Genomic DNA, 13303 nt, shown 5'->3' with positions numbered 1-13303 from the left:
GTTTATCGTCTATTGCCTTTAAAAAAAGATCTTATCCAGGAGATCAATTTAAGCGCGCGGCTATTTCTGGAGCCCTGAAAGCTGACATTGAGATCATTCATCTCTTTGCCCATATCGACCTCAATGAACTTGGATTTCTTGAACGCCAGGATCTGCGAAGGATACACGCTGCGATGCCCTGTCATAAGAAAGCTGATGACGCAGGCCACCGCCGCATAAGGGGCGATCCTTGGGCCGAATAACTCTATCGCCATGATACTGGCGGCGATAGGCGTATTGGCGGCGCCGGCCAAAAGCGCCACAAAGCCCAACGCGGAGAACGTCGCAATATCCAGATGAAATATCTGGGCGAATATATTCCCCGAGGCGCTGCCGACAAAAAATATCGGCGTGACTATCCCGCCGCTGCCGCCGAAATTAAGCGTGATACTCGTAAAAACAGATTTAACAAGGAAAGCAAACCACTCCACTTTCCCCCCGGCCAGGCATTTTTCAATCGTTCCAAGGCCCAAGCCGAGATACTGTTTCGAGAAAGCGAACACCAGGCCTATGATAATTAAACCGCCGATAAGTCCTTTTAACGGCGCCCATATCCTGATCCTGGCTGATATCCGCTCCCCTAATTTTAATATCTCGATCATTACGAATGAACATAAACCAAAAAATATTCCGGCGAGGATCACCTTAAGAAAGAACAAGTGCGTAAAAACCGGGACAAAACTGATAGCATGATAAAAATACTTTATCCCGAACATCTCGGTGGCATGATAACTTATGATCCCGGCGATAAAAGACGGCAAAAGCACGTCATAGAGTATGCCTCCCACAAAAAGCACCTCTACGCCGAATATGGCTCCCGCTATCGGCGTGCCGAATACCGAGGCAAAACCCGCGCTGATCCCGCAGATAACCAGTTTCCTGCGGTCAGATTTATCGAACCGGAAGATATCGGCAAAAAAAGACGCCAAACCGGCCCCGATCTGCGCGCAAGGCCCTTCCTTGCCCGCGGACCCACCGCTGGCAATCGTGACAACCGTTGTCAACAGCTTGACCGGAACAACAGCCGGATTTATCTTCCCGGAGCGTTTATGAACTGCCTCAATGACTTTTTCGGTCCCATGGCCTTCGGCATCCGGAGCGAGATATTTGATTACCAGAGAGCTTATAAAAAAAGCCACAGGCACTAACAGGAAGAAATACTGCCGTTTGTCGGCGAAGGCAATGCTGTAATTCAGCGCCTTTAAGAATACGGCGGTTGCCCCGCCGACAATGACGCCGATTATCGCCGCCAATACGATCCACTTAACCACGCTTATAAATAAAAGCGATTCTTCCTTCAGTCTTTTTTTCATCTCAATATAAGCTTAACATCTAGAGTTCATATCCTGATAGAAGCTCCCGGGCCCCGTTCTTATCCTGGATGTAAACTTCCGGGATGAATTCTATGGAATTAGGGATCAGATCAGCGATCACCTTTTTTAACCGCGCTTGCTGGGTTTCATTCTTGGGGTCAAAAACCGGATTCTGGCTGAGATCATTCAGCAAAAGCATCACCGGATCGCGCGGAAATTGAAAATTCTTCAGCAGCCGCTTGACCAGGATATCCAGAAAATCCGGTTTATCCTTGAACACATCCACCGCGGTCTTAAACGAGATCTTGCCCCAATCTTCGGTAACAGTCTTCCTGAACAATGCATAGACCGAAGAATACTTGATCATAGTAAGCTCGGCGGGGGCCAGTTTAGCGGCCGTTTTCATGATAACGGCGGAAAGTTCGGCGTGGTTGAATGTTTTGGCTTCGCGGTATATGTCAATGGTCAGAAGATCGAAGATATACACCCCGTGCACCCCGGCTGTGGCGCTGATCGTGCTGCGCTTGATAAAATCCTCCACCGCCTCCCAGAGCATCTTTTCATCGTGGCGGATGAAGTTCAGAGTCAAAAGATCGCAGCTTTGCCCTTCGCGCAGAGCCTTATACCGGCGGACATTATCCTCATTCTGCCCGGCATACGCAATCTCGTCGAAAAGCGGCATATGCTGGAATAGGTTCGATTTTTGAAACCCGAAATCAATTAGATCCATAAATAAAACAGGGCGTTTATGTCAACCCCGGGATTAAACAAACAGGTTTTCCAGCATCATCATCACGATAAAACCAAAGATTATGCCGATCGTAGCCTCGCGGGCATTGCCGCGCGAATGCGTTTCCGGAATGATCTCCTCGCTGGTCACAAAAAGCATGGCCCCGGCGGCAAAAGCCATCCCGTACGGGACAAGCGGCTGACTGACCGAAACCACGGAAATACCCAGCAAACCCCCGATAGGCTCGACCACGCAGGTGAATGAGGCGATCAAAAACGCGGTCATTGCCGTAGTCTTATCCCGTAAAAGCGCCAAACCCACTGCCAGGCCTTCCACTATGTTCTGGATCCCGATCCCCACAGCCAAAACTATGCCGGCGGGGATATTACCATTAGCGAATCCCACGCCCACAGTCAACCCTTCCGGAAAATTATGAATGGTTATCGCCAGGATGAACAAAGCGGTCTTGCTTAAATGCGTTGGCGGGCCTTTTACCCCGGCCACCCTGTGCACGTGCGGGACGGTTTTTTCCATAAGAATAAGGAACAACGCGCCCAGCAATATCCCGACCGCTGTCTTTAAAGTCCCCCCCATTTTGATCGCCGGGGCGACCAGTCCGAAAAATGTAGCCGCGAGCATTACCCCGGCGGAAAACCCCAGAGACATATCCAGGAATTTATCGGAAACCCGGTGCATAAAAAATACCGCCAAAGCGCCAATGAGCGTGGCTGCTCCAGCAATAAGACTAGCCAAAGTTCCTATCAGAATAAGATTCATATACCAGTAGACGTTGTACGTAACATTTTACACCTCATATAATTACAAATAAATGTTATATCGCCTAATTTCCTTGCGATTTGCCGCATAAAACATTTAATTCCAACATCATATCCTGCAGATGGTTACATACAACGTCTACAGGTCTGGAGGAAAGCGGCGGCTTCCTTGGACAAAGCGTTGTTATCTTCATTATTCAGCAAATGGTCATCGGAGCGCGTATGATCAAGCCAGAGCCTGATCAATTGCACCATATCTATGCCTTTTTGTTTACATAGCCTCAGCGCGGCTTTGTTCCGGCGAAAAAGGCTCACGCTATTAACCGCTTTTTGCGCCAGTATGGAATCCTTAAAAGGCATTGTCCTGCTCTGGATAAATTCATACGGCGGCTCCGCTTCATATTCAATACCCAGCGACCGCGCGCGTTCGCGTATCATCGTACCGGGCAAAACCTGCAGCTTAAAAACGGACAACACCGGCGGATCGAGTTCAAGCGCGAATTTCAAAGACCTGAAAAATGTTTCCAAACAATCCCCGGGCAACCCCAGGATCAACTGCAGCTCAACCACCAGGCCGTTACTCTTAAGCAGGCTAAACCCTTTGATGAACTTTTCCCGGTTAAACGCCCGCCGGACATTTTTCAGGACCTTATCGTCATCCGACTGCAGTCCCACTTCGATATAGCGCACGCAGGCTTTCTTCAAAAGTGCCGCCAATTCCGCGTCGACTAATTCCGCCTGGATCTCGGTATGGAACGGGATGCGTTTTTTATTGTGTTCAATTATGAAGCGGCATATCTCCTTGGCCCGCTTAATATCTATATTAAAGACCGGATCCATCAGGTAAATTTCCGCCTGATCCTGGGAAAGCAAAAAAAGCAGCTCTTTCTTTACTCTCTTCAGCGAAAAAACCCGCCAGTTAGCGCAACCTTTATTGTAATAACAGAACCAGCAGCCGAACACGCAGCCGCGCTGCGTTTCCAGACATACTTCCCGATTAGCCAACTCATACCCGGAATTCAAATACGCACTGGGTATGGAATCAAGGTCCGCGATAAACGGATGCCCTGGATTTTCAAAGACCTTTTTGCCTTTGCGAAAGGTTATTCCTTTAACCCCTGAGAGCCCCTTGCCGGTCAAATAAGCCCGCGCAATATCGGTAAAGGCAAACTCGCCTTCACCCCTGACCACCAGATCTACGCAGGGATTATCCTTCAATATCCCTTTGGCTAAAGGAGATACTTCCGGCCCGCCCAAAACTATTTTTATCCCCGGCATTGCCTTGCGCAGCATCCGGCTGAGCTTGAGCACTTTTTTAATATTCCACAAATAACAGGAAAACCCGACGATCCCGGGCGCGAATTTCGCCAGGTCCCATAATATATATTCCTCGGAATCCTCTAACTCGTACTCCCGAATGTCCACACGAACCCTGGAGGATAATTTTTTATCTTCCGTAAGGCAGGCCCGGCAATATAAAAGGGCTAACGGGGTATATACCGTGTTGCGGTTCAGGCCGACTAAGACAATACCGTCCATACCGGCTTTTTTACAAATGTGTGATCCCCTCGTTGATGATCGGCAGAAGCTCCTCTACCTCGGATTTGGTAAGTCTTCCCAATTTGGCAAAACGGAAATTGCCTTCCTGGTCGCGGTTCTCCCTGACGATCTGCATCTTCAACGGGCCGTTATTGTATGAATACACGCTAACCGTGATCCTACCGCCATCGGTTTCCAGCGCTTTGGTGAATAATTGCTTATCCAGACTGCTGTCGTAAGGCATTTCATCCCCCTTTGGTTAAACCCGCCACAAAACCCGAGCTCCACGCCCAGGCTAAATTGTAACCCCCGCGTTTGCCGTCAACATCCAGGGCCTCGCCGCAAAAATACAAGCCTTTACGCAGCGACGACTCAAGGCTGGCGTTCTTCACTTCTTTCGTATCGATCCCGCCGGCCGTGAATTCCGCCTCGTTCCAACCCCGCGTCCCCAGGACCTTAAAACGCTTTTCCTTAAGCCCGGCAGCTATGCGCCCGGGATCTCTGCTTTCCAGCAAATCTTTAAACGCGAGAATGAATTTGTTTGGCAATACCCCGCACAAAAGATCATCCGCCGTAACCCCGCTCCGCAGCCGCGCCGACAGATACTGCTTCAATATATTTTCTTCCAAAAACGGGGCCAAGTCCAGAAAAATATACGCATCCTGCCTATGCTCCCGATTGATCGCCACGGACAATTCCCTGCTGACATCCAGGACCGCTGTTCCGGATAACCCGTATTTGGTGAACAATACATCGCCTTTTGACTCCGATCTTGTTTCTCCATCAACCACAGAGCGGGCCGTAACAGAGACCTTTTGCCCTTGAAGTAAATGACAAAACGGGTCTTTTACCAGCAAAGGCACGCAAACCGGAACACACTCAATGATCTTATGCCCGTAATTTTCGGCCAGTTTATAGCATCCGCCGTTGGAACCCAATGCCGGATAAGACATCCCCCCGCAAGCCAAAATAAGCCTGGAACATTGCAGCTTCTTGCCTGCCCGGGATATCACCGTAAACCCAACGCCCGCGCCGCGTATATCGCACGCCTCGAAATTAAACTCAACCGAAATGGATAATCGCCGCAATTCCAGCTCCAACACCCTTAAAACAGAAGCTGACTGGTTAGTGGCGGGAAAAACACGGTTGTTTTCGGATGATAAAAAAAGGCCGAGACCGGCGAAGAATTTTTTTATTTCGTCCCTGCCGTATTGGCCCAGGATTGACTTGACCAGTTCCCGCGAACCGGGATTATATTTAGTCTCATCCAGCTCCTCGTTGAGCAGGTTACACCTGCCTCCCCCGGAAGCCAGTATCTTCTTGCCCATAGACGCCAGGCGCTCACACACAATAACTGAGGAGCCGCGTTTTTTTGCGCTGATCGCGGCGGCGATCCCTGAAGCCCCTGCGCCGATTATTATAACGTCAAATTTTTCCATTGATCGACAGAGATTGCGACCTTTACGCGCCTTTGTATATCGGTATAAGCAGGATAACGGTCGTGCCTTTTCCCTGAGCGCTATCGAATATCATCTGGCCGCCATGCGCCTTTATAATACTGTAGCTTACCGAAATCCCCAAGCCTGTGCCCATTTCTTTTGTGCTGAAGAACGGCTCAAAAAGCTTGGAAACCACTTCAACAGGCATACCCGCCCCGGTATCCCGGAATTCCATTTTTACGAAATCATTTTCCACCCTGGTACGCAATTCTATCGTCCCGTTCTCTTCCATCGCCTCGTGGGCGTTATTCAACAGGTTGATAAAAACTTCCTGCAACTGCTTTTCATCGCCTCTTACCAACGGCAGGGTGGCGGCGTAATCTCTTTTTATGGCTATGTTGTCCAAACCGAACTGATGCTCGATTATCACCACTATCTCTTCCAGGCTTTTGTTCAAATCGATAGGCTTCATTACCCCCCGGCTGGGCTGGGAGAATTTCAACAGCCTCTGAGTAATATCCTTTGCCCTGAGGCATTCCTGGAATATAAGCATAAGGTTGCTCTTAACCGCGTCATTGGCGATATTTTCCATCAGGGAAAGCTGGGCCCGGCCCGAGATGATCATCAACGGGTTGTTCACCTCATGGGCCATGCTCGCCGCAAGTTTTCCCACCTGGCTCAGCCTTTGCGATTTCTCTATTTCTTTGCGCTCGGTTATATCGCGGATCGATTCTATAGCCCCGGCTTTATTGCCCTGGGCGTCAAAAAGCATAGCAGAGATACCCCACAGGTAAGCCCCCTTGCCGCCGCGCATTAAAGGCACATACGTTTCGGCGCACAAAGTATTCTTTCTTATCTCTATGGACTTATAATCCTTCTCGATCTGGCTCAACGGCAGGTCGACCATGTCAATCAGGATCTTCCTGGGAATACCGTAAAACGGCACGGAATAGGCATAATCGCCTTTGCCGATCATATCGGCTTTTTTAATCCCGGTCATCGCTTCCATCGCATGGTTCCAGGCGATCACCTTCTTCTCCTTATCAATGACAAATGTCGCATCCGGCAGAAATTCAACTATATCCGTAAGCCGCTGGGTTATTGCGCGCAATTCCGCTTCACTACGCATACGCTCTTCGATCCCCATATTCAATTCCAGGTTCATTTCAGCCAAATGCTCCACCCGGACCTTTTCTTCTTCCGCCAGTTTTTTCTCCTTACTGAGCAACAAGTTCAGATCGCGGCTCATATTATTGAACATCCTGGTCAACTCTCCGATCTCGTCTCTATTCGCCGGGACCAAAGGATGGACAAAATCTCCTATGGAAGCCCTTTTCATCCCGTCTTTCAGGTCTTTGATGGGTTTAATGATCGTATTTATCAAAAAGAACGCGGTAAAGATGTTCAGGGCGAACAACCCGAGTACGGCAAACAGGATATTCCTGTTCCGCACACTTTTCAGATCATTAATAACGCGCTCCCAATCCATGGCGATCCGCAGCACACCCAACACTTCCTTATCCGAACCGTGGCAAGGGTAACATCTTTTTTCGTTAAAGATCGGCACGGTCTTGGCATATACCAGCCCATTGGTCCTGACCCTTTTCTCAATGCCATGAAATTCCTTGCCGACAAGCGCATCGGCTATCCTTATGGCCAGAGTTTTCTCGCCGATCAATTTGGTATCCGTGGACCGCCTAATGATACCCTGATCATCCAAGAGATGCGCGACGGTGACCCCTTTAAGATTAACGCGATAACTATCGAACTGCCGCTGGATTATGTCCTGGTCGCCGTTAAGCATGGGATAACGCATCGCGCTGAGTATAATATCCGCCAAGGTGTTGGCGCTCTCCAGCTCTTTCTTTTGCAGGATCTCGCTTTGATACCTGACATTGGCAAAAGTTATCGCCATCAAAATGACGAACACGATAAGGAATAAACCGATTATGCTTTTCGCGTTTATTGACGCCAGTATTTTTCTTATCATCGCCTTTACCTCATGTTATAAGAACATCCGCAGTAATTCTGCCTGTACAATCCGTGTTCCAGTGAAAATCGATTGGATTTTTTGAAACCATCCGCCTTTTTAAAATCATATTCCTTGAACCCGTCGCCGGCGATTTCGATGCCGATCCGGTTTATAAGGGCGCTGTCTTTATGCGGGCTTATGGAAAGCGTAGTGGTGAAATATTCTATCCCCATCTCCTTAGCCTTCAAAGCCGTATACTCCAGGCGCAGGCGGTAACATAGCGAGCAGCGTTTCCCGCCTTCAGGCTCATTTTTCAGGTCTTCAGTCAGGCTGAGCCAGCGTTCGCAGTCATAAGGCGCGCTTATCAATTCCATACCGCGGACAAAACAGGCTTTCTTGGCCGCTTCCAGACGGCGCTCATATTCATCCCGCGGATGGATATTAGGGTTATAAAATATCCCGGTAACCTCATAGCCGTCCTGGCGCAGTTTCTCAATCGGCCAACCGGAGCATATACCGCAACAGATATGCAGTAATATTTTATTCATTATCCAACCCCACAGTCATCCCGTCGGTAGCGGCGATAACATCCACCCCGGTCTCGCGGGCCAGGTCCATTGCGACATTGCGAGGCTTCGCCTTAAGCATAGACATCCCAAAATGGGTCAGTATTACCTTCTTAAGCCGTCCTTTGGATTTAAGGCCAAGGATCAAGCCTTTCAACTCCGCAACGCTCAAATGGTCTATCCCCGGCCTGGGCTCCCGAAAAACAACGCCGGCTATCAACATCTCGACATCATAAAAATCCGCCAGCTGCGCAAAATATCGGGTATCGGTTAAAAGCCCCACCTCTTTGCCGTTTATTTTGAATTTAAGGCCGTAGGTCTCAACCGGATGAATATGCCGCATAGAGGTGGAAAAAATGAAATTTCCCGTCTGGTACGACTGGTTGGCCCGGATCAGTTGTATCCGCTCCGGGGCCTGCCGGAGATATTTAAAGATCACCGGATCTCCTTCTAAAGCGTCAGCCGGGCAGAATACCTCGCCTCTTTTCTTAAACCCGCCCTCTGTCATCGCCTCGATCATCACGTTGATATCATTAGAATGGTCCAGATGGCGATGGGTGAGGATTACCGCGTCCAGGCTGCAAGGGTCGAGTTTAGGCCGGGACTTGGCGCAATGGACAATGCTTCCCGGACCAGGGTCGATCAGAACATTCGCGCCTTCGCAGGATATCCATATACCTCCTGAATTACGCAGCTGCCTGATCATCACAAAACGCGCCCCGGCAGTGCCCAGGAATTTTATAAAATCACCCATATTATCATATTCAAGACCCGGTCTTGAAAACCTTTAGCTATCAACAAGTTAGAAGACCGGGTCTTGATCACTTAAGCCAGATATCTTCCAATTCCTTATTTATCTTGCGCACCATACTGCCGGTCAACTCGGATTTTGATGAGTCGTCGCTCTTGCGGGCGAACTTCTTCTTAGGGGCGATGAACTCCTCAATGCCTACCGCGGACAATCCGCAGCCTTTGACCGTATCCGTGAGCTGACGGTCATCGGAAACCAGCACTATATTGCGCGGGCCGCGGCGCGATCCGGCGATTCTTATGATCCGGTCATCGGCGCTTTCATCCCCGGAAAAGATTATCTCTATGTCGCTGTCCTGAGAGCTCATTCCCCGGGGATAACCGTCAAAAACCACAGTGATCTTATTCTTGGAGCTGCCGCACGGCTTTTCGCAGCGCAGAAACTGGATAAGCGCGAAACGGCCGTCTTTGAACCGGTCGGCGAAAGAAAACGACCGGTGTTTTATCAAATTATACCCGTCTATGACGTAGTGTAAAGACATAGATAAGCCCCCCGATGCCGGCGTAAATTACGATAAAAAGAAAACCGATAAGGGACATGGCAAAAGCCAGGTCTTGCCCTACTCCGACCTTGGCGAAAAAAAATATCGTGGCGGCATCCCTTATCCCTAAACCACCCAGGGATATCGGCAACATAGATATGGCTGAAATTATGGGCAGAATGATGAAAAAATAAGATATGTTCATATCCACGCCCAGCGACAAAGCGATTATATATGTAGTCACCGGCGTTATCGCCTGGACTAATATGGATAAAAACAGGTTCTTTAACGCGACTTTCTTGTGGTCGCGCAAATTATAGATCTCGCGGTGAATATCCTCGATGGCCGCCCTTATTTTTCCGGCATCCGGAGAATAAAACAATTTCCGGAATATCGAATAAACAAAACTGTTGAAAAACACCAGCATAATAAGGACCAACCCGGCAGTAAGCCCGGCAATGCTCAAGAAGATCATTCGATCCTCGATCAATTTACTCCCAAAGATCAAGGCGAGCAAAGCGACAAGGACCATACCAATGTAACCGCTTAACCTGTCCAGGATCACCGTAGCGACCACCTCGTTCGCCCTTTTTGTATGTATAGCCAGATCGGCGCTGCGCACAAAATCCCCCCCGATAGTCGTCGGGAGGAATAAATTAAAAAATACCCCGCCGGCAAAAGGCGAGATCAACCGGGATATCGCCGGCCTGATCCCGGATACGGCGAGCAGCATTTTCCATCTCAAAAAACACAAAATATAAACAGATGAGCACAACAGGAAAGAAAAAAGCAACAGCGGCTTATTGGTGTTTTTTATTATCGAAAGGACTGACTTCGCGTCTATCTGCCTGAACAACACAAACAGAAGCAAAACGCTGCAACAGATCTTAAGAACCAAACCCATGGCCTTCTTGAAGATCGTCATTATTTAAATTCTTCTCCGGTCAGATTTTTATAAGCCTGAAGGTATTTCTTCGATGTTTTTTCGACGATCTCCTCAGGCAGGCCGGGCGCCGGAGGGGTTTTGTCCCAGTCCAGGCTTTCCAGATAATCCCTGACGAATTGCTTGTCAAAACTCGGCTGTGGCTTGCCGGGAGAATACTCATCCTTCGGCCAGAAACGCGAAGAATCCGGGGTAAGAACCTCGTCGATCAGGATAACCTTGTCTTCAAAAATCCCAAACTCAAATTTAGTATCCGCTATAATAACGCCCCGGGCGCGGGCGTAGTCGCGGGCTTTTTTATAGATCGCGATGCTTTTTTCTTTTAAGATCCCCGTTTTCTCATTGCCGATCTTCTTTTCCACGTAATCCTGGCTGACATTCTGGTCATGCCCTTTTTCTTCTTTTGTGGAGGGGGTAAAGATCACTTCCGGGAGTTCCGCGGATTCGATCAAACCGCCGGGCAGTTTTATCCCGCAGACCGATCCGCTCTTCAAGTATTCTTTCAAGCCGGAGCCGGAAAGATACCCCCTAACCACGCATTCAACCGGCAACGGGCTGGTCTTTTTTACCAGCATTGACCTGCCTTCAAGACACTCGGCGTATTTTTGAAGCTGCTGCGGGTAATCCTTGATATCCGCGCTGATAAAATGGTTGGGAATGATCTCTTTGAGCAGATCGAACCAGAAGCAGGACAATTTGGTCAGGACCTTGCCCTTATAAGGTATGCCGCAGGCAAGGACCACGTCAAAACAGGATATCCGGTCAGTGGAGATGATCAACAATTTATCACCCAGGTCATACACATCCCTGACCTTGCCCCGCCTGAAAAGCGTTAAGTCCTTTAGATCCGTGGTCAACACTACTTTCTCGGGCATCTACCTATCCTTTCTTCAAAGAGGATATCCGCTCTTTAAGATTTTCATATTCAGTCCAAAGCTCCTCGGGCAGGTCTTTCTGGAACTGCCGGAAGAATTTACTGACCCCTTCCATCTCCGCGAGCCAGGCTTTTTTATCAATCGACAAAAGCTTGTTGATCGCGGCGTCGCTTATATTCAAGCCGTTAAGATCCAGATCCCCTGGCCTGGGTATATAACCTATCGCCGTCGGCTCAGCCTCAACCTTATTATTACAGCGGTCAAGGACCCATTCCAAGACGCGCAGATTCTCCCGGTATCCCGGCCACAAGAATTTATTATTATCGTCCATCCTGAACCAGTTAACGTTAAAAATCCGCGGCTGCCTGGCCATGCGTTTGCCCATATCCAGCCAATGCCGGAAATACGCGGCCATATTATAACCGCAAAATGGAAGCATCGCCATAGGGTCGCGCCGGACCTCGCCTAATTTACCGACCTGGGCCGCGGTGCGTTCCGAAGCCATAGTCGCTCCGATAAAAACACCGTGCTGCCAGTTGAATGATTCGTAAACCAGGGGGGCCAGATGCTGCCTGCGTCCGCCGAATATTATCGCCGCTATCGGCACGCCATGCGGCTGGTCCAGCCTGAACGACGCCGAAGGGCACTGGCTTATCGGAGTAGTAAACCGGCTATTAGGATGCGCGCCGAGGACCTTCCGGCCTTCGCTGTCGACCATTCCTGGTTTCCACGGCCTTCCCTGCCAGTCGATCCCGCGCACCGGAGTCTCGCCGTCAGCGCCTTCCCACCAGACCGTCCCGTCAGGCTTTGACAAAACATTGGTATAAATGGTATTTTTGCGGATAGTCGTTACCATATTGGGGTTGGTGTGGGAATTCGTTCCCGGCGCCACCCCGAAAAATCCGGTCTCCGGGTTTACCGCCCACAAACCGCCGTCCGTATCTATGCGCATCCAGGCAATATCATCACCCACGGTCCAGATACGGTAGCCTTTTTTCTTCAGGCCTTCAGGAGGGACAAGCATAGCCAGGTTGGTCTTACCGCAGGAGCTGGGGAATGCCGCGGCTATGTATTTGATCTCGCCGTTGGGCTTTTCAATGCCCATGATCAGCATATGCTCAGCCATCCATTTTTCTTTCCTGGCGATGTGGCTGGCGATCCGCAACGACAAACATTTTTTACCCAGAAGGACGTTTCCGCCGTAACCGGAGCCAACGCTCCAGATAGTATTGTCCTCGGGGAAATGCAGTATCAATCTGCGGTCGATATCCAGGTCAGCCAGGGAATGCAGGCATCTGGTGAAATCCACGCCGTTATCCAGCTGTTCCAGGACGCTTGAACCCACGCGGGTCATGATCATCATATTCAAGACCACGTAACGCGAATCAGTCAATTCCACGCCGATCTTGCTGAAAGGCGAGCCCACCGGACCCATGGAAAACGGGATCACGTACATTTTTCTGCCCTTCATCGAAGATCTAAATATCTTCCTGGCCTTGGCATAGGCGTCTGACGGGGACATCCAGTTGTTATTCGGCCCGGCGTCCTTCTTATCCCTGGTGCAGATAAAGGTCAAATGCTCGGTCCGGGCGACGTCATTAGGGTTGGTCCGGTGCAGAAAACATCCGGGAAGCCTCTCCTCATTAAGAGGTATAAGCTCGCCGGTAGTCACGGATTCTTTTTCCAACTGCAGCTTCTGCTCCGAGGAACCGTCGATCCAAACCACTTCATCAGGCCGACAAAGGCGAACAGCCTTTTCCACCCATTCTTTTAATTTCTGGTTATGCGTAAGATATTTTTGAGCACACATGTTGCTCCC

13 protein-coding genes are annotated in these 13303 nt (G+C 49.6%); all 13 read right to left on the bottom strand.

Features of this window, described 5'->3' with window-relative positions; all coding sequences use genetic code 11:
- Positions 1 to 2 precede the first annotated feature (2 nt).
- Positions 3 to 1352, bottom strand: coding sequence for a chloride channel protein (locus M0R35_03945; GenBank protein MCK9594809.1), 1350 nt, complete (start codon positions 1350 to 1352; stop codon positions 3 to 5).
- A 19-nt stretch (positions 1353 to 1371) separates the two neighbouring features.
- Positions 1372 to 2082 carry a hypothetical protein gene (locus tag M0R35_03940; GenBank protein ID MCK9594808.1) on the bottom strand — a complete coding sequence of 237 codons (711 nt, stop codon included), beginning with the start codon at positions 2080 to 2082 and terminating at the stop codon, positions 1372 to 1374.
- Positions 2083 to 2115: 33 nt separating this feature from the next.
- Positions 2116 to 2859: a ZIP family metal transporter gene (locus M0R35_03935; protein ID MCK9594807.1), complete on the bottom strand. Its 744-nt coding sequence runs from the start codon at positions 2857 to 2859 to the stop codon at positions 2116 to 2118.
- A 125-nt stretch (positions 2860 to 2984) separates the two neighbouring features.
- Positions 2985 to 4397 (bottom strand): B12-binding domain-containing radical SAM protein, encoded by a 1413-nt coding sequence (locus tag M0R35_03930; GenBank protein ID MCK9594806.1) that lies wholly within the window; start codon positions 4395 to 4397, stop codon positions 2985 to 2987.
- A 10-nt stretch (positions 4398 to 4407) separates the two neighbouring features.
- Positions 4408 to 4641, bottom strand: a complete 234-nt coding sequence (locus M0R35_03925; protein MCK9594805.1) for a hypothetical protein — start codon at positions 4639 to 4641, stop codon at positions 4408 to 4410.
- A gap of 1 nt (position 4642) precedes the next feature.
- On the bottom strand, positions 4643 to 5836 hold the full coding sequence (locus tag M0R35_03920) for an aminoacetone oxidase family FAD-binding enzyme (protein MCK9594804.1): 1194 nt from the start codon (positions 5834 to 5836) through the stop codon (positions 4643 to 4645).
- Between the two features lie 22 nt (positions 5837 to 5858).
- Positions 5859 to 7826, bottom strand: coding sequence for an ATP-binding protein (locus tag M0R35_03915; protein ID MCK9594803.1), 1968 nt, complete (start codon positions 7824 to 7826; stop codon positions 5859 to 5861).
- Between the two features lie 5 nt (positions 7827 to 7831).
- A complete protein-coding gene (locus M0R35_03910; GenBank protein ID MCK9594802.1) occupies positions 7832 to 8356 on the bottom strand; it encodes an epoxyqueuosine reductase QueH in 525 nt (174 codons plus the stop codon).
- The gene (locus M0R35_03905; GenBank protein ID MCK9594801.1) at positions 8349 to 9128 is read right to left on the bottom strand and encodes an MBL fold metallo-hydrolase; all 780 of its coding nucleotides are present in this window, start codon (positions 9126 to 9128) and stop codon (positions 8349 to 8351) included. The genes M0R35_03910 and M0R35_03905 overlap by 8 nt, the downstream gene beginning before the upstream one ends.
- Before the next feature lie 67 nt (positions 9129 to 9195).
- Positions 9196 to 9666 (bottom strand): NYN domain-containing protein, encoded by a 471-nt coding sequence (locus tag M0R35_03900; GenBank protein MCK9594800.1) that lies wholly within the window; start codon positions 9664 to 9666, stop codon positions 9196 to 9198.
- A complete protein-coding gene (locus M0R35_03895; GenBank protein MCK9594799.1) occupies positions 9635 to 10591 on the bottom strand; it encodes a flippase-like domain-containing protein in 957 nt (318 codons plus the stop codon). Before M0R35_03895 ends, M0R35_03900 begins: the two co-directional genes overlap by 32 nt.
- Positions 10591 to 11484, bottom strand: coding sequence for a phosphoribosylaminoimidazolesuccinocarboxamide synthase (locus tag M0R35_03890; protein ID MCK9594798.1), 894 nt, complete (start codon positions 11482 to 11484; stop codon positions 10591 to 10593). Before M0R35_03890 ends, M0R35_03895 begins: the two co-directional genes overlap by 1 nt.
- Before the next feature lie 4 nt (positions 11485 to 11488).
- Entirely contained in the window at positions 11489 to 13294 is a 1806-nt protein-coding gene (locus M0R35_03885; GenBank protein MCK9594797.1) for a phosphoenolpyruvate carboxykinase (GTP), read from the bottom strand.
- Positions 13295 to 13303: the final 9 nt, after the last annotated feature.

It is taken from the genome of Candidatus Omnitrophota bacterium, assembly GCA_023227985.1.
In the GTDB taxonomy this organism is placed as follows: domain Bacteria; phylum Omnitrophota; class Gorgyraeia; order Gygaellales; family Profunditerraquicolaceae; genus JALOCB01.
The sequence above is the reverse complement of the archived record's forward strand: the minus strand, read 5'-3'. Positions and strand labels throughout refer to the sequence as shown.

Coding starts and splice junctions, on each gene's coding strand:
- M0R35_03945 (MCK9594809.1), bottom strand. CDS start 1,352: ATGAAAAAAAGACTGAAGGAAGAATCGCTTTTATTTATAAGCGTGGTT.
- M0R35_03940 (MCK9594808.1), bottom strand. CDS start 2,082: ATGGATCTAATTGATTTCGGGTTTCAAAAATCGAACCTATTCCAGCAT.
- M0R35_03935 (MCK9594807.1), bottom strand. CDS start 2,859: ATGAATCTTATTCTGATAGGAACTTTGGCTAGTCTTATTGCTGGAGCA.
- M0R35_03930 (MCK9594806.1), bottom strand. CDS start 4,397: ATGGACGGTATTGTCTTAGTCGGCCTGAACCGCAACACGGTATATACC.
- M0R35_03925 (MCK9594805.1), bottom strand. CDS start 4,641: ATGCCTTACGACAGCAGTCTGGATAAGCAATTATTCACCAAAGCGCTG.
- M0R35_03920 (MCK9594804.1), bottom strand. CDS start 5,836: ATGGAAAAATTTGACGTTATAATAATCGGCGCAGGGGCTTCAGGGATC.
- M0R35_03915 (MCK9594803.1), bottom strand. CDS start 7,826: ATGATAAGAAAAATACTGGCGTCAATAAACGCGAAAAGCATAATCGGT.
- M0R35_03910 (MCK9594802.1), bottom strand. CDS start 8,356: ATGAATAAAATATTACTGCATATCTGTTGCGGTATATGCTCCGGTTGG.
- M0R35_03905 (MCK9594801.1), bottom strand. CDS start 9,128: ATGGGTGATTTTATAAAATTCCTGGGCACTGCCGGGGCGCGTTTTGTG.
- M0R35_03900 (MCK9594800.1), bottom strand. CDS start 9,666: ATGTCTTTACACTACGTCATAGACGGGTATAATTTGATAAAACACCGG.
- M0R35_03895 (MCK9594799.1), bottom strand. CDS start 10,591: ATGACGATCTTCAAGAAGGCCATGGGTTTGGTTCTTAAGATCTGTTGC.
- M0R35_03890 (MCK9594798.1), bottom strand. CDS start 11,484: ATGCCCGAGAAAGTAGTGTTGACCACGGATCTAAAGGACTTAACGCTT.
- M0R35_03885 (MCK9594797.1), bottom strand. CDS start 13,294: ATGTGTGCTCAAAAATATCTTACGCATAACCAGAAATTAAAAGAATGG.